Raw genomic sequence first — 24,749 nt, 5'->3', positions numbered from 1 at the left:
AAGGTAGATCGCTATGGCAGCTGCAAAAGAGATACGCACCCAGATCGGGAGCATCAAAAATACGCAGAAGATCACCAGTGCCATGGAAATGGTGGCTGCATCGAAAATGCGTAAAGCACAAGATCTGATGAAGGCTGGCCAGCCGTATGCCAAGCAGATTCGCAACGTCGTAGGCCACATTGCTGACGCTAACCCCGAATATCGCCACGATTACATGATCGAGCGTAACGAGGTGAATCGCGTAGGCTACATTGTGGTGTCTACCGACCGCGGTTTGTGCGGCGGCTTAAACGTCAACCTGTTCAAGGCCGTGGTGAAAGATGCCCGTGTCTGGAGCCAGGAAGGCGCTGAGCTGGACTTCTGTGCCCTTGGCGCGAAAGGCAGTGCTTTCTTCCGTAACTATGGCGGCAACTTGATTGCAGCCAAGAGCGGATTAGGTGAAGCACCCACGGTCGAGGGTCTGATCGGTAGTATCAAGGTCATGCTCGAAGCGTACGATGAAGGACGTCTTGATCGCCTGTACGTGGTGTACAACGAATTCGTTAACACCATGACGCAACGGCCGGTTGTGCGTCAGCTTCTTCCTCTGTCGCCTGATATGGGCGCAGACGCTAAACATGACGAAGAAAACGCCCGTCCCGAAAGCTGGGACTACCTGTATGAACCGGATGCCAAGGCGTTGCTAGACAGCCTGTTGGTTCGATTCATCGAATCGCAGGTGTATCAGGCGGTAGTCGAAAACGGTGCGTGCGAACAGGCCGCCCGGATGATCGCTATGAAGAGTGCCACTGATAACGCGGGCAACCTGATCGACGATCTGGAGATGGTTTACAACAAGGCCCGTCAGGCCGCCATCACCCAGGAAATTTCTGAGATCGTCGGCGGCGCTTCAGCCGTATAACGCCTAGGGAGCTGCCCAATAAAGCGGCTCCCGGCAGACAGGTTTCATTTGCAGGTTTTTGAGAGGAACCAAGATGAGCGGACGTATCGTACAAATCATCGGCGCGGTGATTGACGTAGAGTTTCCGCGGGACTCTGTGCCCAAGGTCTACGACGCGCTGAAGGTCTCTGAGAAAGAGACTGTCCTCGAAGTCCAGCAGCAGTTGGGCGACGGCGTGGTACGCACCATTGCCATGGGCTCCACTGAGGGCTTAAAGCGTGGCTTGGACGTAGCCAACACAGGTGCCGCGATTTCCGTACCGGTAGGTAAGGAAACGCTGGGTCGTATCATGAACGTACTCGGCGAGCCGATTGATGAAGCGGGTGAGATCGGTGAGCAAGAGCGTATGCCTATCCACCGTAAAGCACCCAGCTATGCCGACCAGGCAGCTTCTAACGAGCTTTTGGAAACCGGTATCAAGGTTATCGACTTGGTCTGCCCGTTTGCCAAGGGTGGCAAGGTTGGCTTGTTCGGCGGTGCGGGTGTTGGTAAAACCGTTAACATGATGGAGCTTATCCGCAACATCGCCACCGAGCACAGCGGCTATTCCGTATTTGCCGGTGTAGGTGAGCGTACGCGTGAGGGTAACGACTTCTATCATGAAATGACCGAATCCAACGTTATCGATAAGGTATCGCTGGTTTACGGTCAGATGAACGAGCCGCCCGGTAACCGTCTTCGCGTTGCGCTGACCGGTCTGACCATCGCTGAAAAATTCCGTGATGAAGGCCGCGACGTTCTACTGTTCGTCGATAACATTTACCGTTACACCCTGGCCGGTACAGAAGTATCTGCACTGCTTGGCCGTATGCCGTCTGCGGTAGGTTATCAGCCGACGCTAGCTGAAGAGATGGGTGTTCTGCAGGAACGTATCACCTCGACGAAATCAGGCTCAATCACCTCCGTACAAGCGGTATACGTACCGGCGGATGACTTGACCGATCCGTCTCCGGCAACCACCTTCTCGCACCTGGACGCGACCGTTGTACTGGCCCGTTCCATTGCTGAGCTAGGTATCTACCCGGCCATCGACCCGCTGGACTCAACGTCTCGTCAGTTGGATCCGCTGGTGGTGGGTGATGAGCATTATGCGGTTGCTCGTGGCGTACAGAACGTACTGCAGCGTTACAAGGAACTGAAGGATATTATCGCCATTCTGGGTATGGACGAGCTGTCTGATGAAGACAAGCTGGCCGTTTCTCGGGCGCGTAAAATTCAGCGTTTCTTGTCGCAGCCATTCTTCGTTGCCGAGGTATTCACTGGCTCACCCGGTAAGTATGTTTCTCTGAAAGATACTATCCGTGGCTTCCAGGGCATCCTCAATGGCGAGTATGACGATATGCCGGAACAGGCCTTCTACATGGTCGGCTCCATCGACGAAGCGGTCGAAAAAGCCAACCAGATGAAGAAGTAATCCCGTCCATTAGGGGGATTCGCTATGGCGAATAGCTTCACTTGCAATATCGTCAGCGCAGAGGCATCTATCTTCTCAGGCAGTGTTGAGCAGGTAGTTGCTTCCGGGATGATGGGTGACCTGGGTATTTTGCCGGGTCACGCCCCGTTACTGACGGAGCTTCAGCCGGGCCCGATTCGTGTCATTCACGACAATGGCAAGGAAGAGAACTTCTTTGTCTCGGGTGGCTTTATGGAAGTCCAGCCGGATGTCGTTACGATTCTGGCAGACGCCGCAACGCGGGCCAGCGACCTCAATGAGGCCGCTGCCGAAGAAGCGCGTCAGGAAGCGCTGAAAGCCTTTAATGAGAAGTCATCGGAGCTGGATTATACCCGTGCCTCCGCTGAACTTGCCGAAGCCGTTGCACAGCTGCGTACGATCCAGCAGCTGCGCAAAAAGGCAGGTAAAGGCTAACACTACGCGGTAAGCGTGAATAAAACGCCCCTTGAACCCGTTAGGGTTTAAGGGGCGTTTTTTTTGTCTGGTACACTTGTCATAAGCATTTAGTAGCATAATGCTTGTCAGCACTGACTCGTCTGCAGAGAAGGAGAACGCGATGTCATTGAACGATGAAATCTTGCAGGAATTAAAAACCGAGCTGCTTGACGAGCTGGTCAAAGAGGAACCGAAAAGAGAGCTATTATCCGAACGCTTGGCCGAAATTCGTTCGGCAGATATTGGTGAGGTGCTTGAAGAGCTTATCGAGGAGGACGAAGAGCTGTCCGCAGCGCTTTCAGTGCTCGATATACTTTCTACAGAACGCGCCGCTAATGTGCTTGGCTACCTGCCAGGTGAAAGCCAGCTGGAAGTCGTGGGTGAGCTAAAGGACACCCAGGTACTTAAGCTGTTGGAAGAGATGGGCTCTGACGAACGGGTGGACCTGTTCAATCTTCTGGATGAAGATCGCCGAGAAGCGCTGTTACGGCGCATGGCACATCAGGAGCGGGAAGATCTCAAGCGGCTAGCAGGCTACGAGGAAGGCACTGCAGGCGCCATTATGACCTCTGACTATGTGGCAATAGCCAGTGGCATGACGGTGTCTCAGGCAATGATGCGCGTACGCCAGACTGCTCCGGATGCAGAGACGGTCTATCAGCTCTATATCCTGGACAACGATGGCAGGCTGATTGGCACGATGTCCCTGCGTCAGCTGATGATTGCCAGGCCCGGCGCGTTGGTTGACGACATCATGATCAAGGATGTGATCAGCACCGCCGTGGATGAAGCGCAGGAAGAAGTAGCTCGCATCGTGGCTCGTTATGACCTCTTGGCGCTGCCGGTGATTGATGCCGAAAACCGTATGGTGGGTATCGTTACTCACGATGATGCGATGGACGTGGCAGAGTCGGAAGCCACCGAAGATATCCACAAGGGGATGTCGATTGGCCAGTTGGAAGATGGCGTTAGCCGTGTATCGCTGTGGAGCCTGTACCGTAAACGGGTGACGTGGCTGGTAGTACTGGTCTTTGCCAACCTGTTTTCCGGTGCGGGTATTGCTCACTTTGAAGATATTATTGCCGCCCAGGTGGCGCTGGTATTCTTCCTGCCCTTGTTGATTGGTAGTGGCGGTAACGCAGGCGCTCAGGCGGCAACGCTGATGGTTCGCGGTATGGCAACCGGTGATGTAGGCGTTAAGGACTGGAGTAAAATGCTCGGCCGAGAGCTGTTGGTAGCTGGCTCCCTGGGGCTGACCATGGCCATCGCCGTCGCTCCCATCGGGATACTGCGTGCAGGCAACGAAGTCGCTATTATCGTCTCCCTCAGTATGGTCACTATCGTACTGTTTGGCAGCCTGCTGGGCATGTGCCTGCCGTTTGTACTGGAGCGCTTCAAGGTCGACCCGGCAGCTGCCTCTGCGCCGCTGGTCACCACCTTGATTGATGCCACCGGGGTATTGATTTACTTCTCTATTGCAACGGCAATTCTTACTAGCTTATAGAGAACAGCCGGCTAGCGCTGCACCCAGCCACGGCGGATAAGCGGTGCGAACAGCCAGTGATAAAGGCGCTTGGCGACGTGCTCATAAACCGGTAGCACTAGCCAGGCGCGGTTGATACCCACCAGCACGGCCATAACGGCTGACAAAAGGGCAGCGCCTGCCATATCCTGGGGGAAGTGGACGCCCAAAAAAATCCTTGCCCAGCCAACGGGAATGGCCATGAGCAGAAGAAGGCTGCCGATACGTCGGGTGTAGCGGTGCAGCATCAAGCTAAAGGCCATGGTCAGAATGATCGTTAGATGATTGCTGGGGAAGGCCGGGGTTGGCGCATGGGCCATCAACGTGGTGCCTACCGGTACGGCAAAGGGCCGGGGCATAGGCCATAGCACCCCGATGATGCCACTTATCGCTAAGGCCAGCAGTGTCGCTATCAGCGCCTCCAGCAGTGGCTGCTTGAGCTGTTCACCGCCACGCAGCCAGCCGATTATCAGTAACGCAGGTAGTAGCCACATCAATTCAACGGCGCACCCATGAGCAAACATGACCAGCCACTCAGGGGTGCCAGCGGCGGCGTTGAGCCTTTCAAACAAGGTAAGGTTAAGCGTATTCATTACGTACTGAAACCATAAGGCCCGTCAGGTGGTTGAGTATTTGGCGTTTATCGAACGGCTAGCGTATCGCGCTACTGGCCGCTCGGGTGATAAACATGACTTCCACATGACCGAGCCACTCGATATCACTGGCGAGCGCTTTGAGCTGGCTAGCCAAACATTGCGGGGGCTGATGTACCGCATCGCCGATAATCAGCGATACGGATACCTTGTCATCCAGATAGTGCAGTTGAAGCTCGTTTAACGTGCGCCACACTGGATGCGCGTACCAGCGTTGATCAAGCGCGGCCTCAACCTCCGGACGTAGTGGCAGGCCGGGCATTCGGCTGGGGTCTCCTTCTCCAGCGTCATCTTCAGGGTCAACATGGAAAATAACATCGGTGAGTAGCGGAAACTCATGACGTAAACGGCGGCTGACCTCATTACCTATCTCATGGGCTTCTGAAACGGTGATTTTAGGCCCGACCACGACATGCAAATCCACCATTACCCAACCTGCTGATTGGCGAGTGCGAAGGTCATGCACGCTATCCACGCCTGGTACGCTACAAGCTACGTCGTGCATTTGGCGTTGGGTGTCTTCAGGCAGTGCGGTATCGACTAATTCCCGCGCAGATTCCCACAGTAAATCCCAGCCAACCTTGCCTACGAGCAGGCCAACCACAATGGCAGCGACGGCATCCAGCCAACCCAATCCAAACTGAGCGCCAATCAGTGCGACCAGTACCACCGCAGTAGAAAGGGCATCGCTACGAGAGTGCCAGGCATTAGCCTCCAACAGCTTGGATTTTACCCGCTTGGCGACGCGCATGGTGTAGCGAAAAATCCACTCTTTACTGATCAGCGCAATAAACGTAATCACAATCGCCACGATGCCAGGCGCGGTGACTTCTGTGCCACTAAACAAGCGGTCCAGGCTTGACCAGGCAATACCGCCTGCCACAAAGATCAGTACGCTACCCAACAGCAGTGTAGTGAGTGTTTCGATGCGCCCGTGACCATAGTGATGGTCATTGTCGGGTTCCTGACGCCCGTAATGAATGGCGGCCAGTACAAAGCCATCGGTGATTAAGTCAGAGAGCGAGTGGATGCCATCCGCAATCAGTGCGGCAGAACCCACCCAAAAACCTACCGCCACTTTGACAATACTAAGCACACTATCCAACCAGGCACCTATATAGGTGACGCGCTTGGCTTCCTGATTATCTAGCTCGTGGTTGGGAACCACTGGCGTTTCAACGGTCTGAGTCATGGAATACCTGACAAGGGAGCGCTTTCAATAAAGCATTATTGTAGCGCACTGCAATATGATCTCTTAAGCCCTTTACTTCTAAGTAGGCTAATACGCAATGCAAAACGATGGTAGGCATGGCGGACAATCCCCTAATGGAGGTGTATCCTTATGCGCCATTGTCATTCAACCACCCTTTTGATGTATAGGATGACCCATGGAGTGGCTACAAATAGTGGTACTTGCCGCTGTGCAAGGGATAACGGAATTCTTACCTGTCTCAAGCTCGGCGCACTTGATTTTAGTACCCGTATTAACCTCTTGGGAGGACCAAGGGCTTGCTTTTGATGTCGCACTCCACTTGGGCAGCTTAAGCGCGGTGGTGATCTATTTCCGGCATGAAATTTGGCAAATGATAGCGAGCAGCCTGGCAGCGCTGCGTGGCCGAGGGATCAATAAAGATGCCAAGCTCGCGATCTGGGTCACGCTTGCCACGCTACCTGTGTGTATCATCGGTTTTCTGCTTCGTGATGTTATCTCGGTGTATATGCGCTCCACGGTTATCATCGCGCTCAGCCTGATTGGCTTTGGCCTGTTACTGGGGTACGCCGACTGGAAAAAACGCGGTACTCGCAGTGAATACCAAATGCAGCTAAAAGATGTGCTGATCATTGGTGGCGCCCAAGCACTGGCACTCATTCCTGGCACATCACGCTCAGGGATTACCATCACAGCCGCCCTTCTGGTAGGTATGAGTCGTGAAGGGGCTGCGAGGTTTTCCTTTTTACTTTCCATCCCGGTGATCGTATTAGCCGGTGGGTTAGAAGCTGTTGAACTTTTACATCAGCCCCAGTCAGTCGATTGGCTATCCATGGCGGCCGGAACGCTATTGTCCGGTGCTATCGCGTACCTGTGTATTCACTATTTCCTCGTTATTATTAAAAAAATGGGGATGCAGCCTTTTGTTGTTTATCGCGTACTGTTTGGTGCGTGGCTCCTCTGGTTTTTTCACGTTTAGAGTAAGCTCATGACCCTATTTATGCCTGAATCAACACGGTTAACAGTAAAAGCGGTATGCGTTATGTCGCTGTTACTACTGGTTGGCTGTTCGGAAAAAGATCGCCCTTTGGAGTCGCCAGTCAGTTTAGAGGGCGGTATCTTTGGCACGTTTTATCAGATAACCATTAGTGACCCGTTAACCCAGGAGCAGGCCAGCGATCTGGAAGCCGGTTTTTTGGAAGAGCTTGAACGTGTCGATGTGTCCATGTCGACGTATAAAGATGACTCTGAACTAAGCCTGTTTAACCAGGCACCGCTCAATGAGTGGCAGCCACTTTCCAACGAACTAATTGAAGTACTGGCGATAAGCCGCTCGGTGTCTGAACAAAGTAACGGCGCGTTTGATACGACCGTTGGTGGTCTGGTCAATTTATGGAGTTTTGGTCCTGAGGCTCGCCCGAAAGAAGTCCCTTCGGAACAGCAGTTGGCCGAGCGCTTGGCCGAAGTAGGCTTTGATGCTGTAGCGATCGATACTCAGGCCATGCAGGCGCGCCGTGAGCGTGACGTTTATGTGGATCTTTCCGGTGTCGCCAAGGGGCATGCAACCGACCGCGTGGCAGCATACCTAAACCAGCAAGGGATACAGGGTTATTTAATCAACCTGGGTGGAGATATGCTGGCGCACGGCTATCGTGATGATCAAGAGACGCCTTGGCGCGTAGGTATTGAAACGCCGCAAAGCGGCGCGCCACAAGCACAGCATATTGTGCCTCTTCACGATATGTCGGTAGCGACCTCTGGGGATTACCGCAATTACTTTGAGGCTGATGGGCAGCGCTTTTCACATACCATTGATCCACGTACTGGGCGGCCTGTCTCGCATAACCTTGCATCGGTATCGGTTTTCCATCCATCCAATGCCTGGGCCGATGCCTGGGCCACCGCGTTATTGGTAGAAGACAGCGATACGGGTATGGAAGTGGCCGTTGCGCAGAATCTGAGTGTATTAATGCTGATCCGTGATGGCGACCAGTGGCAAAGTATTGCAAGCCCTGCTTTTGTTGATGAATTTGGCGAAGAACTCATCAATGAAAGCGGTATTGGTCAGTGGGCGTCTCCTAACGTGCGTCACGCAGAAGAAGGGTAATGAGAATGCAAAAAGCGCTTGATGTAGTGATTCTCGCAGCGGGTAAAGGCACGCGGATGCGCTCACAAATGCCGAAGGTGCTTCACTCCTTGGCGGGCAAACCCATGGTGTCGCACGTGCTGGAAACAGCGGCGAGCCTAAGCCCTGCACGCACGCAGGTCGTCATTGGTCACGGCGCTGAGCAGCTGCGTCACGCATTGGCGGATGAAAACGTCACGTTTGCCGTGCAAGAAGAGCAGAAAGGCACGGGGCACGCCGCCGCTCAAGCATTGAAGGAACTTGGTGATGGCAATGTTTTGATACTGTATGGCGACGTACCGCTCATTCAAAGCGAAACGCTGACAGCGCTTTTGGCCCATGTGAACGAACAACAGATGGGGTTGCTGACGGTTACGCTGGAGGATCCAGCGGGGTATGGCCGTATTGTGCGTAATGCGGCGGGCGATGCAGTGGCGATTGTAGAGCAAAAAGATGCCAACGACGCCGAGCGTGCCATCACCGAATGCAACACCGGCATCATGGCGATGACCAGTGCCCAACTGGCGCGTTGGTTGCCTAAACTTTCTGCTGACAATGCTCAGGGTGAATACTACCTGACTGATGTGATCGAAATGGCGGCTAAAGAGGGGATTAAAGTCTGCACCGAGCAGCCAGCTCACGCCGTTGAAGTAGAAGGGGTTAATAACCGTGCCCAAATGGCGCGGTTAGAGCGCGTTTACCAAGCGCGCCAAGCGGACCTGCTAATGGAACAGGGCGTGGCACTGGCTGATCCTACAAGGATCGACGTGCGCGGAAGCCTCACCTGTGGTCACGATGTGTTTATTGACGTGGGCTGCATTTTTGAAGGTGACGTGGCGCTGGGTGATGGCGTTAGTGTAGGGCCTTACTGTGTGATCAAAAACAGCACTATCGGTGCTGAAAGCATCATTGATAGTCACACTGTTATTGATCAAACAAAGACGGCTGGCCATAACCTGGTGGGCCCTTATGCGCGCCTGCGCCCGGGGACGCGCTTGGCGGTTAACGCCAAGGTGGGGAATTTTGTAGAAACCAAAAACGCCGAGGTAGGCGAGGGTAGCAAAATTAACCACTTAAGCTATGTTGGCGATGCACGCTTGGGGCGCGACGTTAATATAGGTGCCGGTACGATTACGTGTAACTATGACGGCGCTAACAAACATCACACCGAGATAGGCGACCATGCCTTTATTGGCTCTAACAGCGCACTGGTGGCTCCGGTTACCGTAGGGGCAGGCGCGACCATAGGCGCTGGATCCACCATTGCAAAAGATGTCCGTGAGCATGCCTTAGCGGTGACGCGAGGCAAGCAGCTGGAAAAGGCCGATTGGGTGCGTCCTGTTAAAGCTGGCAAGTAAACGAGTGGTACATCGATACCTTTAATTTATCCTGGGAGAACGGTTTATGTGTGGCATCGTCGCTGCTGTAGCGCAACGTAACGTGCAAGACATACTGTTGGAAGGGCTTAAGCGCCTGGAGTATCGCGGTTACGATTCAGCGGGCATGACGGTGTTGAACGATCATAACCAGCTCACTCGTCATCGCGCAGTTGGTAAGGTCGCAGCCCTTGAGAGTGAGCTGAATAGTGCGCCGCTGCCGGGAGCTTCGGGGATTGCTCACACGCGCTGGGCAACTCACGGAAAACCTTCAAAAGCCAATGCCCACCCGCACCATAGCGGTGACTGCGTCAGCGTGGTGCATAACGGCATTATTGAAAACTACGAATATATAAAAGAGACGCTGCAGGCAAGTGGCTATACGTTTAGCTCGGAAACCGACACCGAAGTCATTGCTCATTTGTTGGCAGACAAGTTGCAGGGTGGTCTCAGCTTGTTTGAGGCAACCCAGCAAATTGTGAACGGCCTGGGCGGTGCGTATGCGCTGGGCGTTATGAGTATTAAGGAGCCGGGCGTAGTCGTAGGTGCACGCCAGGGAAGCCCGCTGGTGGTGGGGGTGGGTATGGGTGAAGCGTTTTTAGCCTCAGACCCACTTGCCTTACTACAAGTAACGGATCGCTTTATTTATCTGGAAGAAGGCGATGTGGTCGAGCTGAGCGAAAAGGGTGCTATCCGGATTGTCGATAAAGATGGCAGCTCAGTCACACGGTCGGTACATGTTTTTGAGCATGGCGATGGTGTTGCCAGCAAAGGCAATTACCGCCATTACATGCTTAAAGAAATCTTCGAGCAGCCCACCGTGATTGAGGCGGCCCTGGAAGGGCGTTTGAGCGCGGACAGTGTGTTGGTCGAGAGCTTTGGCCCTGATGCTCAAGCGCTTTTTCAGAAAACCCGCCAGGTCCATATCATTGCCTGTGGCACCAGTTATCACGCGGCGATGGTGGCCCGCTACTGGCTTGAACGTTATGCAGGCGTGCCGGTACAGGTTGAGGTGGCCTCCGAGTATCGTTATCGCCACCCGGTCGTACCTTCCGATACGCTGTTCGTAACGCTCTCCCAGTCGGGTGAAACCGCTGACACGCTGGCGGCACTGCGTTTTGCCAAGACTCTGAACTATGTCGGCTCGCTGGCTATTTGCAACGTACCGGGAAGCTCCCTGGTGCGTGAATCAGATATGACCCTGATGACCCGTGCAGGCCCGGAAATTGGCGTTGCCTCCACAAAAGCGTTTACCACTCAGTTGGTGGCACTATTGCTTCTAACTCTGGCGATAAGCAAAGCGAAGGGGCAGGAAGAGCATGCAGGTATTGTGAAGGCGCTGCATTCGCTTGCTGATATTTGCCAACAAGTACTGGCCCTGGACAGCCAGATTGAGCAGCTCTCCCAGGCGTTTGCTGAAAAGCACCATGCGCTGTTCCTGGGCCGTGGTGCGCACTATCCGATTGCACTGGAAGGCGCGCTTAAGCTTAAGGAAATCTCCTATATTCACGCAGAAGCGTACCCAGCCGGTGAGCTTAAACACGGCCCGCTGGCGCTGGTAGATAGCGAGATGCCGGTGATATCCGTCGCACCCAATGACGACCTGTTGGAAAAGCTAAAATCCAACCTGCAGGAAGTCCGTGCCAGGGGCGGCCAGCTGTTTGTATTTGCCGATGAGAACGTGGGTATCAAGCCGCATGACAATATCCGAGTCATTGAGCTGCCGCATATTCACGAAGCCTTGGCACCGCTTTTATATACGCTTCCTCTCCAGCTTTTGAGCTACCACGTCGCAGTGCTTAAAGGTACCGATGTCGATCAGCCGCGTAACCTGGCGAAAAGCGTGACGGTCGAGTAAACCACTGCCGGCTGGTATCAAACGGTTCGTTGAATGCTCTTACGGCAATACCCTAAAGGTTGGATGAAGTGTCCAACCTTTAGGGGCGAGAATGGTTTGCTGGTTAGCATGATGTTCAGTGTTACCCGCCTATTGCTCTACGTTTTCGTTCGCTTCGAGCCTCGCAAGTGGCGAGAGTACCGTGCGCCACACTTTTTCTTCCAAATGCGGCAACTGGCTTTTCTCCAGCTCAGTTAGGCCGTACTCATCCGGGTTTTTCAAAACGTCATGGAATTTGACGATACGGCAGTCGTAGCGATCACTTCATCTTCATTCCCCTCCAGATAATCCTTAAGTTTTTGCAAGATGTCATGGATATTGTCTAGATATGCATCCATCAGCGGGCTCCTTTTTTGTTTGATGGTCTTTTACAGGAGGGTATTTGCTCTTTGTGTACATGGGGGGACTTATCCAGCGTGCTATCGCGTTAGTGAGAGCGTGTTTATTAACGATGCTAACGATTGATACAACTAGAAATAAAAATACGGTGGCGTTACACACACTGGCATCCTGTCTTAAGTAATACCAGCGTTGTTATAGCGGCTGAACGACGATCTGATTTTTTAACAGCCATTATTTCTGTGATCTGCTGTCCTGAAAAAAGAAGCGTATAGCCCATTGAATGAGCAAACGTAATAAGTTGTTCGAACACTATAAAACAGCGTTACAAGGTGCGACAATTAGGCGCACCTTGCGAGTCAGCGCTGCGTTGCAGCAGTTTATTAGCGTGCTTATCATGGTGGCACGCTCTCCCCCCACATCTGTCAGGATCACGCTGTCATGAAACCACAAAACGTCCTTGCACCTCGGCTCTCAGCTCGCCGGGTCGCTTGGTTGTTGATTGCTCTCTGTGCTGTTGTCTTTCCTTCTGTCTCTTATGCCGATGCAGGTCCACTGAATTTAACGCTCTCTCTTGCCGGTATTACGTGTGTCGGCATCTTTGTACTTGCCTACGCTCTGGTAATGTCTGAAGAGCTTCTCCACATGCGTAAATCCAAGCCAGTTCTGGTAGCGGCGGGGCTTATTTGGGCCATCGTGGCATGGGTGTATGTGCAGGCCGGTATGCCTGAAGAGGCAGAAATCGCTTTTCGGGAAACGTTGCTCGAATACACCGAACTACTGCTGTTTTTGCTGGTGGCGATGACCTATATCAACGCCATGGAAGAGCGACGTATATTTGACGCATTGCGTGCCTGGTTGGTGCGCAAAGGGTTTAGCTACCGCAGCCTTTTTTGGATTACCGGTTTTCTCGCATTTGGTATTTCTGCGATAGCCAACAACATGACCACGGCTATGCTGATGTGCGCGGTAATCCTGAAAGTGGCTGAAGGTGATAACAAGTTTATTAGCCTGTGCTGCGTTAACGTGGTGGTGGCCTCCAATGCTGGCGGCGCATTTAGTCCGTTTGGGGATATCACGACGTTGATGGTTTGGCAGGCAGGACAAGTGCCGTTTAGCGGTTTCTTTGTACTGTTATTACCCGCTATCGTTAACTTTATGGTGCCTGCGGTCATCATGAACTTCTTTATTGTTAACCGCCAACCGGCAGCACTTACTGAAAGCGTCTGGCTCAAGCGGGGCGCACGCCGGATCATTGCGCTGTTTTTGCTGACCGTTGCCATCTCCGTACTCTGCCACTCGATTCTACACCTGCCGCCTGCAATGGGCATGATGTTTGGTTTAGGACTATTGCAGTTTTTTGGATACTACCTGCGGCGCAGCCTGCCGCGCTCGTTAGAGCGTAAGCGGGTACGTTATTCACGCCGGGGCGACTGGAAGAAACTGGAGCAGTTAGGCAGTGTGGTGCCGTTTGATATCTTTAGCCGTATCGCGCGTTCTGAGTGGGATACGCTGCTATTCTTCTACGGCGTCGTACTGTGTGTGGGCGGGCTTGGCTTTATGGGGTATTTAAGCCTGCTGTCTGAAACGCTCTACGGCAGTTGGAATCCCATCTGGGCTAACGTTGTGTTGGGGCTGATTTCAGCCGTGGTGGATAACATTCCGGTAATGTTTGCCGTGCTTTCCATGGCGCCTGATATGTCTGAAGGCAACTGGCTACTGATTACGCTTACCGCCGGTGTTGGGGGAAGCCTGCTCGCCATGGGGTCAGCGGCTGGCGTTGCCTTGATGGGCCAAGCACGGGGTATTTATACCTTTATGGTTCACTTACGCTGGGTGCCGGCTATTTTTCTGGGTTATGCCGCTAGTGTAGCGACACACTTATTTATCAACGCCTCCATGTTCTAGCGGTTGGGTGTTAATCTTTAGGGATTAACACGGTATTGATAGAACACTAAAAAACGCCCCTTACCGTTTTTGGTAAGGGGCGTTTTAGATGATAAATACGTTTCACAACAACGAACGAGTGCTCTTAATTTTACAGGTCGTGACCGGTAATCACTTGGCAAATATCGGCAAAACTACGCGCTACGGGAACCACCGTACTGACTTGCTTACCCACGGTGTTTTGGATATCGGTGGCTGATATTAAACCACGAATGGTCAGTGCGTTATGATCGTCGTACTGAGTGATTAACAGGTGCTGTTCAGTCACGTCTTCCATGACCAGGACAAGGTCTTCAATCGTCAGCGCCGAGAGCTGTTCCAGCGTCATCGCACTGAGTTTGTCCCAGGAGGTCATGATCATATCCGCGGTTATTTCGTCGCGGTCAAGATTGCGCTGCTGCATGGCCAGATTAATACGGCGTGTGCCGATCAGCTCTTTAGCGGTAAGAATACCGATGCAGTGCTCATTTTTGTCGGTTACAAACAGAAGCCGCACACCGCTATAACGCATTTTGAGATGCGCCTCGTCAACAGGCGTGTCGGCGGCGACTGAATGAGGTTTCAGCGTTTGAAAGTCGGTAAGTACATCCAGCGCTGAACTTTCAGTCGTTAACCGCTTGGCACTTGGCGACTTAAGGCGTGGAGCGGCGCTGAATTTAATTAACGTTTTGGGTGCAAAAGCCACTTGATTCATCAGGGAACCTCCATTTTATTTGGCCAACTGCTTACTGCCAATCAGCCTGGTACCCTCAGAGTCACAGTTAATTCTTATCGGAACCTTAAGGCTTGAAAACTAACTTTGGCCGCTGTGGCGATTAAGCGTGACCTGTACGCGCAAACCGCCCCCTGGCGCATCATCAAATACCAGGCTGCCCGCATGCTGCGCCACTATCCGCTCCACAATGGATAACCCCAATCCTGACCCAGCGCCGGGGCCTGCGCGGTGAAAGCGCTCTGTAACAGCCTTGCGGGCTGATAAAGGAATCCCCGGGCCTTGGTCATCCACCACTAAAATAATGGCGTTCAATTCCGCCTTAAGCTGCACGTGGATAGTTCCTTGAGGGGGAGAGTGCTGAATGGCGTTGCCCACCAGGTTTTGCACGAGTGTTCCCAAGGTGCCAGGGACTTCGTTTAACGCCCACTGGTCTTGTTCATCAGCCTCTAGCTGCAGCATTTGCTGTTGTTGCTGGGCGAGGGGAAGTAGTTTGGCCAGCGCGTCACGCACCTCAAACAGCGCATCAACAGGGCGTAATGGCAGGCTTGTTTCATCCGGGTCAAGCCTTGCCAGCGTTAACAGTTGGCTGACCAAATGCGTCGAGCGGGCAACGCCTTGGCGCAAATAATGAAGCGACTCCTCACGGTCCTGTGGGCTTTCTGCGGTCAGGGCGTTTTGGGCATGAAGGTCGAGTACGGCAAGCGGCGTACGCAGCTCATGGGCGGCATCGGCGATAAAACGTTTTTCGCGCTCGCGTAAACGCTGGATGCGCATCAACAGGCGATTGAGTGCACCGGAAATAGTCGCCAGCTCATACGGCAGAGGCGAAAGCTTAAGGGGTTGAAGGTTATGTGGGTCTCGGTTGCGGATTTGTTCTGCCATTCTCGACAGAGGTGAAAGCCCCCAGCCGATGCTCCACCACAATAAAGACGTTAATACGATTAACCCAATAAATTCGGGCAGCAGCGTACGCAGCGCTACCTGCCTGATCAAACGTAAGCGGATGTCGTCACGCTCACCCACGATGACCCTGCGCCCCTCTGCAAGCGAAAGCGTATAGGTTTGCCACGTTTGCCCCTGGTATTGTTGCCGGGTGTAGCCACTTTGCGATGCGGCAAGCGGCGCTAATGGTGCATCGGTCGAGCGGAGCAGTAGTTCATCGCCTTCCCAAAGTTGAAAGACAAGCGCTTCAGGATTGCGCTGCTTGGTTTGCAGCGTATTTTCTACGCTTTGCAGAAGTGCCTGCTGATACGCGGGCGGAATAGGCGCTTGCATGAGTTCACCTAAAAGATGCGCGTGTCGGGCAAGGCTTGCATCGTGCAACTGCTGAATTTCGTGCGTGGCATAACGGTAGCTAACCATGCTAATGACCATAATACTGAGCAGAAACAGCAGCAGTGTGAGCCCTAACGTTCGCCGACGGATAGAGTTCACTGCTCGCCTCCCGGCGGCGCCTTATCCATCACATAACCAATGCCGCGTACGGTGCGAATCACCTCAGGAAACAGCTTGCGCCGTAAATGGTGAATATGGACTTCAATGGCGTTGCTTTCTACATCCTCATCCCAGCCATAAATCAGGCTGGTAAGTGTATCGCGGGTAAAGACCCGGCCCGGGTGGCCCATAAATTCCTGTAACAGGGTAAATTCGCGTCGTGAAAGGGTAATGACGTTATCCTGATAGCTGACGCTTAGGGTAAGCGGTTCCAGGCGGATGCCGCGACACTCTAGGTGATTATCCAATTGCCCCTGGCTGCGCCTTAGCAGTGCCCGCAAACGGGCCTTGAGCTCTTCCACTTCAAAGGGCTTGACCAGGTAATCATCGGCCCCAGCATCCAGCCCCGCTATGCGGTCATTGATACCGTCACGGGCGGTGAGTACCAATATCGGAATTTGGCTGCCTTGGCGGCGTACCGCCTTGATAATGTGTAGGCCATCCAGACCCGGCAAGCCCAAATCGAGAATGACAGCATCAAACGGCTCAGCCTCTTTAAGAGCCATAAGCGCGCTATTGCCATTATCCAGGTGGTCAACCGTATAGTGTTCCGGCTTGAGCGCCAGGCGAATGCCCGAAGACAAGCTGGCGTCGTCCTCAACCAGCAGTATGCGCATGGTGTCAATTACTCCTGTAACAACGGCCCAGTTAGAAGTAACAAAAGGTAGCATCGTTAGGGGGAGTCAGTCAGGATTAACATCAACGAAAGCAATGCAATGGCGCCATGATTACTAATGAAACCGATAGTCGATAGTGCTTTTGTGAGTATCTGCCCTTCAACGCAGCGTCGGGAAGCCCTGCTGCATCTAGCGGCGGTACATGAGCCGTCCTTGCAATCGACGCTGCATACCGCCTTGCGATCGGCCACGCAGGCAGCCTGGGAAGGACTATGGATCTATCAGCAGCGCGGCCGTATTAGCGGTGCGCTGTGGGTGCAGCCGCTAGCTCACGCCACCGCACAGCTATGGCTTCCTTGCCAGGATGACCCAGTAAGCCAGGCCTTGTTAAGCGCTGCTCATGATTGGGTAACCACGCAGGGAATAACGCTTTGCCACGTGGTATTGCCGCCCAGCCACTATGCGTGGGAGGCAACGCTGCTTGCGCATAATATGGTGCGCTTGGCCAAACTACACTATTTGTCCATTACGCTGGCGGCCACGGAGGCGGTACCTTCAACGGATTCGCCAATTCGGCTAGCGCCTTTTAGTGAGCTAAGCACCGCCGCGCAAACTGCCCTGATCGATTCCATTAGTCAAGGCTCGCTGGACTGCCCATCACTGCGAGAATCACTTTCCAGCGAAGCCCTGCTAGCCGGTTTTTATGACCAGGCACCTACGGCACCGAACCATTGGTATAGCGTTAACCTGGGCGATGAGCGGGTGGGCGTGTTGCTGTTAGCACCGCGGTCGGCTCACTGTTGGGAGCTTTTATTAATGGGCGTCACGGCGCAATGGCGCAGCAAGGGCATCGGTCGAAACGTGTTAACCGCGGCTTTTAACCTGGCGATTAACCAAGGGGCAAACGAGATGATATTGACCGTCGATGCTCGCAATACGCCCGCTTGGCGCCTTTATCAGCAGGCGGGGTTCATCGGTTATGCCGAGCAGCGTCTGCTTGCCTGGAAAAATGCCTAGCTTACCGCTTCAAGCCCATGATGAAGCACGAGAATTTCTCTGTTCAAAAGGTAATATTAAGTATGCTGTTTAATTTTTCTTCTATACTGTGAGCGCGGTATTGAGGGATGCTTCTTTTATTCATGGAGGAAACGTTATGAAAATTTTGCTGTGGATTATTATCTTTATTTTTGCCGTAGGCCTTCTTACCCTTACGGGCGTCTTTAAGCTGATCTTCTAAACGTAGGCCTTTAAATCACCGTTTAGACCCTTTTGTTATTGCATCACCCGATAGGTGGCTCTCACCTATCGCCCTCTGGCTATCTGTGAAAAAAAAGATATTATCTTCCCGGAATATTTTCCTGGAACACGGTTATCGATACAGGATTAAACGCCGCTATTATGGCGATAAACGCCAAGGGGGCAGGGTGAATTTCAAATGTATGCTGGGCGGGATCGTCGCGTTAGGGGTGCTATCGAGCGCCGCGCTTGCTGATGCAGAGGCCGAGGATGCAGCGCTTGCCGAGCGCCTTGCGCCAGTTGGCAAGCTCTGCCTGCAAGGACAAACATGCCAACGTGCGGTGGCCCAGCCTGAACCTGATGCTTCCTTGCCAGAGGAGCCTGAATCGGAAGATATCGCCGCCCAATACGATGGTGAAGCGCTGTATGCCAAGGCTGGCTGTGGCGCCTGCCATGCGGCAGGCATTGCGGGCGCTCCGGCAACGGGCGATAACGCCGCCTGGACCGCACGGCTCGCTCAAGGCACTGACACGCTTTACGCCAACGCCATTAAGGGGATTGGCGCGATGCCACCCAAGGGCGGTCGGTTTAATTTCAGCGATGATGAGATCAAGGCAGCGGTCGACTACATGATCGAAGAGGTCGAATAACCTATCCACAGGCGGTTCCGGCAATCCGCCTGTGGACAGCTTGGCCTGATCGTTACCCCAACAGAGAGCGCAACCCGGCAATTGCATCCTTGCCGCGCGCCTGCTTCTTGTCCGGGTCCTCTTTATCCGCCCGACCTTCCCACTCCAGGTCTTCCCCGGGCAGTTCATCCAGAAAACGGCTGGGCTGGCAATCCATCAGCTCACCGTAGGCTTTGCGCTGGCGGGCAAGCGTGAGCGTGAGCGTGCGCCGCGCCCGGGTAATGCCTACGTAGGCCAAGCGGCGCTCCTCTTCCACGGTGCCCATTTCAATGGCATTGCGGTGGGGCAGCAGATCCTCTTCAAGGCCCAGTAGGTAAACATGCGGGAACTCAAGCCCTTTTGATGCGTGCATGGTGAGCAGCTGTACGCGGTCTGAGTCATCCTCTTCGGCCTGCTGTTCCAGGATATCGCGCAGCACCAGCCGGGAAATCGCCGCCTCCACACTGTCGGTTTCGGTCGCCTCTGAGGCGGTATCCTCTTCCGGGTCACGGTTAAGCGACTTTTCCAACTGGTCGATCAAGATCCACACGTTGGCCATGCGCCGTTCAGCAATAGTCGGCGCACTGGCGTTCTGATAAAGCCACGCCTCGTAATCCATATCCCGCAGCATGTCGCGGATGGCGGCAATTGCATCGCCCTGATCCATGCGCTTGCGCACACCGTCAATAAAGTGGGTGAACCGGCTTAACCGCTCGACAGCGCGGGTGGGCAGCGTCTGCTCCAGGCCCATTTCATGACACGCTGCAAACAGGGAAATCGTCCGCTCGGTGGCATAGTTAGCCAGTTTCTCAAGCGTACCTGGGCCAATCTCACGGCGCGGTACGTTTACTATCCGCAAAAAGGCATTATCGTCGGCAGGGTTGATGAGTAGGCGGAGGTAGGCCATGGCGTCCTTGATCTCATTACGCGAGAAAAACGACGTGCCGCCGGACAGCTTGTAGGGAATTTGGTAATGCTGAAGCTTGAGTTCTAAAAGCCGTGCCTGAAAGTTGCCGCGATAAAGGACGGCAAAGTCGCGCCATTCAGCCTTTTCCTTGATACGCCGAGTCAGCATTTCGCTGGCTACGCGCTCAGACTCCGCTTCTTCATGGCGATTCACAATCACCCGAATCGGTGCGCCGTCGCCCATATCCGACCACAAGGTTTTATCGTAGACGTGCGGATTATTGGCAATCAGCGTGTTGGCCGCGCGCAGAATCGTCCCGGTTGAGCGGTAGTTCTGCTCCAGCTTGATCACCTTTAGGCGAGGAAAGTCCTCGCCCAGCGTGATCAGGTTCTCGGGACGTGCACCGCGCCAAGCGTAGATTGACTGATCATCGTCGCCCACCACGGTAAAGGTCGAGCGCTCGGCCATCAAAAGCTTCACCAGCAAATACTGGGACACGTTAGTATCCTGATATTCGTCCACCAACATGTAGTGAATCTTGCGCCGCCAACGCGCCAGTGCCTCGGCATCGTTTTTCAAGAGCACGACGGGCAGCAGGATCAGGTCATCAAAATCCACCGCGTTGTAGGCTTTTAGATGACGGTTATAGGCTTCATATACCCGAGCAGCAAAGTGTTCATCGTCATCGGCGGCAAATGAAAGCGCGTCGCTGGGCAACACCAGGTCGTTTTTCCAGGTGGATATTTTGCTCTGCACGGCATTGATCTGCTCGGCATCGACCTGGGCGTCCTTGTTCATCAGGTCACGTAGCAGCGCCTTGGCATCTTCCGGGTCGAACAGGGAAAACCCCGGCTTGTAACCCAGCGTCTTCAGCTCGCCACGAATAATATTAAGCCCCAGAGTGTGAAAGGTGGAGACGGTAAGGCCATGACCCTCCTTGCCTTTCAACATTTGCCCTACGCGCTCTTTCATCTCTCGGGCGGCTTTGTTGGTGAACGTGACCGCCGCAATCCGGCGCGCACTCATTCCACATTCCTGAACCAGATACGCAATCTTGGTGGTGATAACGCTGGTTTTGCCGGAACCCGCGCCCGCTAATACCAGGCAGGGGCCATCAATGTAGCGCACGGCTTCCTGCTGGCGCGGGTTAAGACCTTTAATGCGGCTAAGAATGGATTGCGGGGGCGAGGGCGTCATTAGGCACGTTATCCTTGGCGGTTTTTCATCTACAATCAGGCGTTTCTACGCGCACAACATGGATAGGCAGGTGGTGATGTTTGAAGTAGCGCTGTTTGAGCCGCGTATGGCACCCAATACGGGTAATATTATGCGCCTGGTAGCCAACAATGGCTGTCGTTTACATTTAATCGAGCCGCTGGGCTTTGATCTTGAAGAAAAAAAGCTGCGCCGTGCTGGGCTTGATTACCGCGATCTGGCTAATGTGACGCGTCATGCTGATTTTGCTGCGTTCCAAAAAGCTCTGCCTGAGCGGCGAATTTGGGCAATTACCACCAAGGGTACACGGCCCCACAGTGAGGCAGATTTTGCGGCTGGCGATATACTGCTGTTTGGCTCTGAAACGGCTGGTCTCTCTGCCGAGGTGCATCAGGCGCTGCCAGACGCCCAAAAGCTACGCATTCCCATGCAGCCCAATAATCGCAGCCTAAACCTTTCCAACGCGGTGGCTATTGTGAGCTATGAAGCGTGGCGCCAGCAAGGTTTTGCTGGCGCACTTGCTACTTAGCTAGGCGGCAATACCGTAGCGGTCACGATAAGCGCGCACGGCTTCTGCATAGGCGAGCATTTCGTCACCAGCATGCTCTTCAAGGTAAGTAAGTACTTGCTCAAGCGTGACGATGCTCACCACCGGCATGCCATACTCGGCCTGGACTTCCTGAATGGCGCTCTGCTCGCCTTGGCCGCGCTCCTGGCGGTCCAAGGCAATTATCACGCCGCCTGCACGGGAACCGCTTTGCTCAATCAGGCTCATGACTTCGCGGATGGCCGTACCGGCGGTAATCACATCATCAATGATCAGGATATCGCCCGACAGTGGTGCACCCACAATGTTGCCGCCTTCGCCGTGGGTTTTGGCCTCCTTACGATTAAACGCGTAGGGCATGTCTTGGTCATGATGATCCGCCAGTGCCGCAGCGGTCACTGCCGCCAGCGGAATGCCCTTGTACGCTGGGCCAAACAGCACATCGGCTTTCAAGTTGCTGTCGACAATAGCCTGGGCATAAAAACGGCCTAACTTGGCTAGTGCGCGGCCGGTCTGGAACAGTCCAGCGTTAAAAAAGTAAGGACTTACTCGCCCAGATTTAAGCGTAAATTCACCAAACTTGAGAACGCCCTGCTCGATGGCAAAGGCGATGAATTCGCGTTGGTAGGGTTGTAGAGTGGTAACCACGGCGTTCCTCATTAGGCGGGTGATTTATGTCAGCACAAAGGCGACAATAAAACGCAGGTAAATAGCAAGAATAAGAGGGTCTATTTACCCAAACGTCTAAACGTCGGGTATCATACAGCAGCGACGCAAAAGGGACGATTTATGAAAATTGCCAGCATCAATGTTAATGGTATACGTGATGCCGTCGACCGTGGCTTCCTGGACTGGCTGGCTCAGCAGGACGCCGATGTGGTTTGCGTGCAGAACATCAAGGCAAAAAGTTTTGAATTAGGTGACCATATTCTTTATCCGGAAGGCTATGAAGGCTATTTCCTGGATGCGGAAGAGGATGGGTTCGCCGGTGTTGGGCTTTACTGCCGCAAAATCCCCAAGGCGATCATGTATGGCTTGGGTTTTCCGCAGTGCGATCACGAAGGGCGTTTTCTGCAGGCGGATTATGACCGCTTCAGCATTGCCACCTTTTTGATGCCCGATGGCAGCGACCAGAAAGCCAAGCAGGCGTTTATGGAGCAGTACCAGGAGTACCTGACGAAGATGTCGCGCAAACGCCGCGAATACATCATCTGTGGTACCTGGAATGTGGCCCATAAAACGGTCGATTTGGCCAATTGGTCGGATAACCAGCTCACCTCTGGTTTTCGCCCCGAAGAGCGCGCCTGGATGGATCAGGTGCTTGGCCCAACAGGGTTTATCGACACCTTCCGCGAAATCAATCGCGATGCTGGCGAATACACCTGGTGGCCGAAGCTTGACCAAGAGGTGCCACGTAGCCGTCAAGAAGGGTGGCGGATCGACTATCAGTTAGTCGGCCCCAACTTCCGTCGTCACGTGGTCGACGCATGGATCGATAAAGAGGCAACTTTCTCCGAGTACGCCCCGCTAATTGTCGAGTACGATCTCGCCCTTTAAGCATCTTTCCCGCGTCGTCGTTAACCAATGAGCCGACCATGGTCGGCTCATTGCGTTGGCGATTAAACGGCCTAACCGCGAATACCCAGCGCCTCACGCTGATGCTCAAGTAGCTCAGAGCCCGCCTTTTCGGCCAGGTCCAGCATGGCGTTTAGCTCCATGCGGTTAAACGCGCCTGCCTCAGCCGTGCCCTGTACTTCAATCAGCTCGCCGCTTTCGGTCATCACCACGTTCAAATCGGTATCGGCCTTGCTGTCCTCGGGGTAGTCAAGGTCCAGCACCGGCATGCCTTTATAGATACCCACTGAAATCGCGCTGACCAACTGCTTGAAAGGATCGCTTTTAATCTTCTTCTCACGCTGCAGATAACGAATGGCATCCACCAGCGCGACACAGCCACCCGTAATTGATGCAGTACGCGTGCCGCCGTCTGCCTGAATGACATCGCAGTCCACGGTGACCGTGAATTCGCCCATCTTTTTCAGGTCGACCGCTGCCCGCAGGCTCCGACCAATCAAGCGCTGAATTTCCAGCGTGCGGCCACCCTGTTTGCCACGTGTCGCCTCACGCCCACTGCGTGAGTGGGTCGCACGGGGCAGCATGCCGTATTCTGCGGTGATCCAGCCCTGGTTTTTGCCGCGCAGCCAGCGCGGTACGCCCATTTCTACGCTGGCATTACACAGCACTTTGGTATCGCCAAACTCAACCAGTACGGAGCCTTCCGCATGACGGGTATAGTCACGGGTCAGGCGGATCTCACGCAGCTGGTTGGCCTCGCGACCACTGGGGCGAACAACTTCAGGACGCATAGCACCTCACAAAAAGCACTTCACAAAAAGCGCATAACTAGGAAAAGCCTTCCATTGTACACGTCTTAACGTTCAAGCCTGCCCTTATCGGGTAGACTGAGGAAAACGCGTTCTCAAAGGATAATCACCATGGCCACTTTACGTCGCGTACACAGCATGACCGCCTTTGCCCGTGTTGATGAGGCTGCTTCCTGGGGCACGCTGCACGTCGAAATTCGCTCGGTGAACCAGCGTTACCTGGAACCGCATTTTCGCCTACACGAAAGCCTGCGCGATCTCGAACCGATACTCCGTGAAGCCCTGCGAACCCGCCTGGCACGAGGCAAAGTAGAGTGCAGCATACGCTTTGAAAGCTCAGAAGCCGTACAGGCCCCTACGGTAAATACCGCACGCCTGGCCGCGATTTCTGATGCGCTTACGACGATCCAGCAGCACGTGCCCAGCGCCGTACCGCCCACCACACTTGAGCTTTTAAACCAGCCTGGCGTGATGGAAACCCAACACCTGGATCAGCTCGCCATCAAAGCCGCTGCCAAAACGTTGTTTGAGCAAGCGCTGGAGGAACTCATCGATGCCCGAGCCCGTGAAGGCGGCAAACTTGCCGAAATGATCAGCACACGCCTTACCGCGGTAAGCGAACAGGTCGCTACGGTCAAAAGCCTGCTACCCCAGCTATTAGAGCGCCAACGTGCCCAACTGCTGGAGCGTCTGGAAATGGCCAAAACCGAACTTGACCCCCAGCGGCTGGAAGCCGAGCTGGTACTGGTTGCCCAAAAAGCCGATGTAGACGAAGAGCTCGACCGTCTCACGGCCCATGTTGAAGAAGTCAGCCGCCAGCTCACTCAAGCCGGTCCTAAAGGCCGTCGTCTGGATTTTTTGATGCAGGAGCTAAACCGCGAAGCCAATACACTGTCATCCAAATCCATCGTGGCCGAAAGCACCCGCTGTGCGGTAGAGCTTAAAGTGCTGATTGAGCAGATGCGTGAGCAGATTCAGAATATTGAGTGATGTCGACGCTTGTCTACCATGATCCAGCTTAAGCCACCGCTAGGTGGGTATTAAACCCGCATTGACGCCGCGAGCGTCT

General features: G+C 53.9%; 22 protein-coding genes. 14 read left to right on the top strand and 8 right to left on the bottom strand.

The window, feature by feature from the left end:
- Positions 1 to 13: 13 nt before the first annotated feature.
- From atpG to mgtE, 4 genes are all read left to right on the top strand, one after another.
- The gene (atpG, locus tag ACT3T6_RS06505; protein ID WP_087107044.1) at positions 14 to 901 is read left to right on the top strand and encodes a F0F1 ATP synthase subunit gamma; all 888 of its coding nucleotides are present in this window, start codon (positions 14 to 16) and stop codon (positions 899 to 901) included.
- A 73-nt stretch (positions 902 to 974) separates the two neighbouring features.
- Complete coding sequence (gene atpD, locus ACT3T6_RS06500) at positions 975 to 2,354, top strand: F0F1 ATP synthase subunit beta (RefSeq protein WP_087107046.1); 1,380 nt, start codon at positions 975 to 977, stop codon at positions 2,352 to 2,354.
- Between the two features lie 24 nt (positions 2,355 to 2,378).
- The gene (locus tag ACT3T6_RS06495; protein ID WP_087107048.1) at positions 2,379 to 2,807 is read left to right on the top strand and encodes a F0F1 ATP synthase subunit epsilon; all 429 of its coding nucleotides are present in this window, start codon (positions 2,379 to 2,381) and stop codon (positions 2,805 to 2,807) included.
- A 142-nt stretch (positions 2,808 to 2,949) separates the two neighbouring features.
- Positions 2,950 to 4,332 (top strand): magnesium transporter, encoded by a 1,383-nt coding sequence (gene mgtE / locus ACT3T6_RS06490; protein ID WP_087107050.1) that lies wholly within the window; start codon positions 2,950 to 2,952, stop codon positions 4,330 to 4,332.
- 11 nt (positions 4,333 to 4,343) lie between these two features.
- On the opposite strand, the gene ACT3T6_RS06485 is transcribed toward mgtE, so the two are convergent.
- Together ACT3T6_RS06485 and ACT3T6_RS06480 are read right to left on the bottom strand one after the other, a co-directional pair.
- Positions 4,344 to 4,943 carry an undecaprenyl-diphosphatase gene (locus ACT3T6_RS06485; protein WP_192526781.1) on the bottom strand — a complete coding sequence of 200 codons (600 nt, stop codon included), beginning with the start codon at positions 4,941 to 4,943 and terminating at the stop codon, positions 4,344 to 4,346.
- Between the two features lie 58 nt (positions 4,944 to 5,001).
- The gene (locus ACT3T6_RS06480) at positions 5,002 to 6,195 is read right to left on the bottom strand and encodes a cation diffusion facilitator family transporter (RefSeq protein WP_192526782.1); all 1,194 of its coding nucleotides are present in this window, start codon (positions 6,193 to 6,195) and stop codon (positions 5,002 to 5,004) included.
- Positions 6,196 to 6,391: 196 nt separating this feature from the next.
- On the opposite strand from ACT3T6_RS06480, the gene ACT3T6_RS06475 reads away from it, so the two are divergent.
- The 5 genes from ACT3T6_RS06475 to nhaD all read left to right on the top strand — a co-directional run bounded on the left by ACT3T6_RS06475 (position 6,392) and on the right by nhaD (position 13,858).
- Complete coding sequence (locus ACT3T6_RS06475) at positions 6,392 to 7,192, top strand: undecaprenyl-diphosphate phosphatase (protein WP_192526783.1); 801 nt, start codon at positions 6,392 to 6,394, stop codon at positions 7,190 to 7,192.
- Between the two features lie 9 nt (positions 7,193 to 7,201).
- Complete coding sequence (locus ACT3T6_RS06470) at positions 7,202 to 8,320, top strand: FAD:protein FMN transferase (protein ID WP_444625941.1); 1,119 nt, start codon at positions 7,202 to 7,204, stop codon at positions 8,318 to 8,320.
- Positions 8,321 to 8,325: 5 nt separating this feature from the next.
- The gene (glmU, locus tag ACT3T6_RS06465; RefSeq protein ID WP_192526921.1) at positions 8,326 to 9,696 is read left to right on the top strand and encodes a bifunctional UDP-N-acetylglucosamine diphosphorylase/glucosamine-1-phosphate N-acetyltransferase GlmU; all 1,371 of its coding nucleotides are present in this window, start codon (positions 8,326 to 8,328) and stop codon (positions 9,694 to 9,696) included.
- Between the two features lie 46 nt (positions 9,697 to 9,742).
- Positions 9,743 to 11,572, top strand: coding sequence for a glutamine--fructose-6-phosphate transaminase (isomerizing) (gene glmS, locus ACT3T6_RS06460; protein WP_193054068.1), 1,830 nt, complete (start codon positions 9,743 to 9,745; stop codon positions 11,570 to 11,572).
- Between the two features lie 819 nt (positions 11,573 to 12,391).
- Positions 12,392 to 13,858, top strand: coding sequence for a sodium:proton antiporter NhaD (gene nhaD, locus ACT3T6_RS06455; protein WP_193054067.1), 1,467 nt, complete (start codon positions 12,392 to 12,394; stop codon positions 13,856 to 13,858).
- Between the two features lie 130 nt (positions 13,859 to 13,988).
- Here nhaD and ACT3T6_RS06450 read toward each other — a convergent pair whose 3' ends face one another.
- From ACT3T6_RS06450 to ACT3T6_RS06440, 3 genes are all read right to left on the bottom strand, one after another.
- Positions 13,989 to 14,591 (bottom strand): CBS domain-containing protein, encoded by a 603-nt coding sequence (locus ACT3T6_RS06450; protein ID WP_192526786.1) that lies wholly within the window; start codon positions 14,589 to 14,591, stop codon positions 13,989 to 13,991.
- 99 nt (positions 14,592 to 14,690) lie between these two features.
- Positions 14,691 to 16,046: an ATP-binding protein gene (locus tag ACT3T6_RS06445; protein WP_192526787.1), complete on the bottom strand. Its 1,356-nt coding sequence runs from the start codon at positions 16,044 to 16,046 to the stop codon at positions 14,691 to 14,693.
- Complete coding sequence (locus tag ACT3T6_RS06440) at positions 16,043 to 16,723, bottom strand: response regulator (RefSeq protein WP_087110223.1); 681 nt, start codon at positions 16,721 to 16,723, stop codon at positions 16,043 to 16,045. The genes ACT3T6_RS06445 and ACT3T6_RS06440 overlap by 4 nt, the downstream gene beginning before the upstream one ends.
- 117 nt (positions 16,724 to 16,840) lie before the next feature.
- On the opposite strand from ACT3T6_RS06440, the gene ACT3T6_RS06435 reads away from it, so the two are divergent.
- Together ACT3T6_RS06435 and ACT3T6_RS06430 are read left to right on the top strand one after the other, a co-directional pair.
- On the top strand, positions 16,841 to 17,740 hold the full coding sequence (locus ACT3T6_RS06435) for a GNAT family N-acetyltransferase (RefSeq protein WP_192526788.1): 900 nt from the start codon (positions 16,841 to 16,843) through the stop codon (positions 17,738 to 17,740).
- Between the two features lie 407 nt (positions 17,741 to 18,147).
- On the top strand, positions 18,148 to 18,609 hold the full coding sequence (locus ACT3T6_RS06430; protein ID WP_287078138.1) for a c-type cytochrome: 462 nt from the start codon (positions 18,148 to 18,150) through the stop codon (positions 18,607 to 18,609).
- A gap of 52 nt (positions 18,610 to 18,661) precedes the next feature.
- Here the strand turns inward: ACT3T6_RS06430 and rep are convergent, their stop codons facing one another.
- Positions 18,662 to 20,731, bottom strand: a complete 2,070-nt coding sequence (gene rep, locus ACT3T6_RS06425) for a DNA helicase Rep (RefSeq protein WP_087110229.1) — start codon at positions 20,729 to 20,731, stop codon at positions 18,662 to 18,664.
- Positions 20,732 to 20,807: 76 nt separating this feature from the next.
- On the opposite strand from rep, the gene ACT3T6_RS06420 reads away from it, so the two are divergent.
- Entirely contained in the window at positions 20,808 to 21,278 is a 471-nt protein-coding gene (locus ACT3T6_RS06420) for a tRNA (cytidine(34)-2'-O)-methyltransferase (protein ID WP_087110231.1), read from the top strand.
- Here ACT3T6_RS06420 and pyrE read toward each other — a convergent pair whose 3' ends face one another.
- A complete protein-coding gene (gene pyrE / locus ACT3T6_RS06415) occupies positions 21,279 to 21,944 on the bottom strand; it encodes an orotate phosphoribosyltransferase (protein ID WP_192526789.1) in 666 nt (221 codons plus the stop codon). It lies immediately after the preceding gene.
- Positions 21,945 to 22,085: 141 nt separating this feature from the next.
- Here pyrE and ACT3T6_RS06410 point away from each other — a divergent pair, with 141 nt between their 5' ends.
- Complete coding sequence (locus ACT3T6_RS06410) at positions 22,086 to 22,853, top strand: exodeoxyribonuclease III (RefSeq protein WP_087110235.1); 768 nt, start codon at positions 22,086 to 22,088, stop codon at positions 22,851 to 22,853.
- A 71-nt stretch (positions 22,854 to 22,924) separates the two neighbouring features.
- Here ACT3T6_RS06410 and rph read toward each other — a convergent pair whose 3' ends face one another.
- The gene (rph, locus tag ACT3T6_RS06405; RefSeq protein ID WP_192526790.1) at positions 22,925 to 23,662 is read right to left on the bottom strand and encodes a ribonuclease PH; all 738 of its coding nucleotides are present in this window, start codon (positions 23,660 to 23,662) and stop codon (positions 22,925 to 22,927) included.
- 129 nt (positions 23,663 to 23,791) lie between these two features.
- On the opposite strand from rph, the gene ACT3T6_RS06400 reads away from it, so the two are divergent.
- Complete coding sequence (locus ACT3T6_RS06400) at positions 23,792 to 24,670, top strand: YicC/YloC family endoribonuclease (protein WP_192526791.1); 879 nt, start codon at positions 23,792 to 23,794, stop codon at positions 24,668 to 24,670.
- The last annotated feature ends 79 nt before the right edge of the window (positions 24,671 to 24,749 follow it).

Origin of the sequence: Halomonas sp. 72 (assembly GCF_052379785.1) — a bacterium.
Classification (GTDB): domain Bacteria; phylum Pseudomonadota; class Gammaproteobacteria; order Pseudomonadales; family Halomonadaceae; genus Vreelandella; species Vreelandella citrativorans.
This window is presented reverse-complemented; position numbering and strand designations above follow the sequence as displayed.

Bases quoted from the DNA above. Each gene is read 5' to 3' on its own strand.
- rph (WP_192526790.1), bottom strand. From the start codon at position 23,662: ATGCGTCCTGAAGTTGTTCGCCCCAGTGGTCGCGAGGCCAACCAGCTG.
- ACT3T6_RS06450 (WP_192526786.1), bottom strand. From the start codon at position 14,591: ATGAATCAAGTGGCTTTTGCACCCAAAACGTTAATTAAATTCAGCGCC.
- ACT3T6_RS06495 (WP_087107048.1), top strand. From the start codon at position 2,379: ATGGCGAATAGCTTCACTTGCAATATCGTCAGCGCAGAGGCATCTATC.
- glmS (WP_193054068.1), top strand. From the start codon at position 9,743: ATGTGTGGCATCGTCGCTGCTGTAGCGCAACGTAACGTGCAAGACATA.
- ACT3T6_RS06440 (WP_087110223.1), bottom strand. From the start codon at position 16,723: ATGCGCATACTGCTGGTTGAGGACGACGCCAGCTTGTCTTCGGGCATT.
- ACT3T6_RS06420 (WP_087110231.1), top strand. From the start codon at position 20,808: ATGTTTGAAGTAGCGCTGTTTGAGCCGCGTATGGCACCCAATACGGGT.
- glmU (WP_192526921.1), top strand. From the start codon at position 8,326: ATGCAAAAAGCGCTTGATGTAGTGATTCTCGCAGCGGGTAAAGGCACG.
- atpG (WP_087107044.1), top strand. From the start codon at position 14: ATGGCAGCTGCAAAAGAGATACGCACCCAGATCGGGAGCATCAAAAAT.
- rep (WP_087110229.1), bottom strand. From the start codon at position 20,731: ATGACGCCCTCGCCCCCGCAATCCATTCTTAGCCGCATTAAAGGTCTT.
- ACT3T6_RS06485 (WP_192526781.1), bottom strand. From the start codon at position 4,943: ATGAATACGCTTAACCTTACCTTGTTTGAAAGGCTCAACGCCGCCGCT.
- ACT3T6_RS06410 (WP_087110235.1), top strand. From the start codon at position 22,086: ATGAAAATTGCCAGCATCAATGTTAATGGTATACGTGATGCCGTCGAC.
- ACT3T6_RS06475 (WP_192526783.1), top strand. From the start codon at position 6,392: ATGGAGTGGCTACAAATAGTGGTACTTGCCGCTGTGCAAGGGATAACG.
- nhaD (WP_193054067.1), top strand. From the start codon at position 12,392: ATGAAACCACAAAACGTCCTTGCACCTCGGCTCTCAGCTCGCCGGGTC.
- ACT3T6_RS06435 (WP_192526788.1), top strand. From the start codon at position 16,841: ATGAAACCGATAGTCGATAGTGCTTTTGTGAGTATCTGCCCTTCAACG.
- atpD (WP_087107046.1), top strand. From the start codon at position 975: ATGAGCGGACGTATCGTACAAATCATCGGCGCGGTGATTGACGTAGAG.
- mgtE (WP_087107050.1), top strand. From the start codon at position 2,950: ATGTCATTGAACGATGAAATCTTGCAGGAATTAAAAACCGAGCTGCTT.
- ACT3T6_RS06480 (WP_192526782.1), bottom strand. From the start codon at position 6,195: ATGACTCAGACCGTTGAAACGCCAGTGGTTCCCAACCACGAGCTAGAT.
- ACT3T6_RS06400 (WP_192526791.1), top strand. From the start codon at position 23,792: ATGGCCACTTTACGTCGCGTACACAGCATGACCGCCTTTGCCCGTGTT.
- ACT3T6_RS06470 (WP_444625941.1), top strand. From the start codon at position 7,202: ATGACCCTATTTATGCCTGAATCAACACGGTTAACAGTAAAAGCGGTA.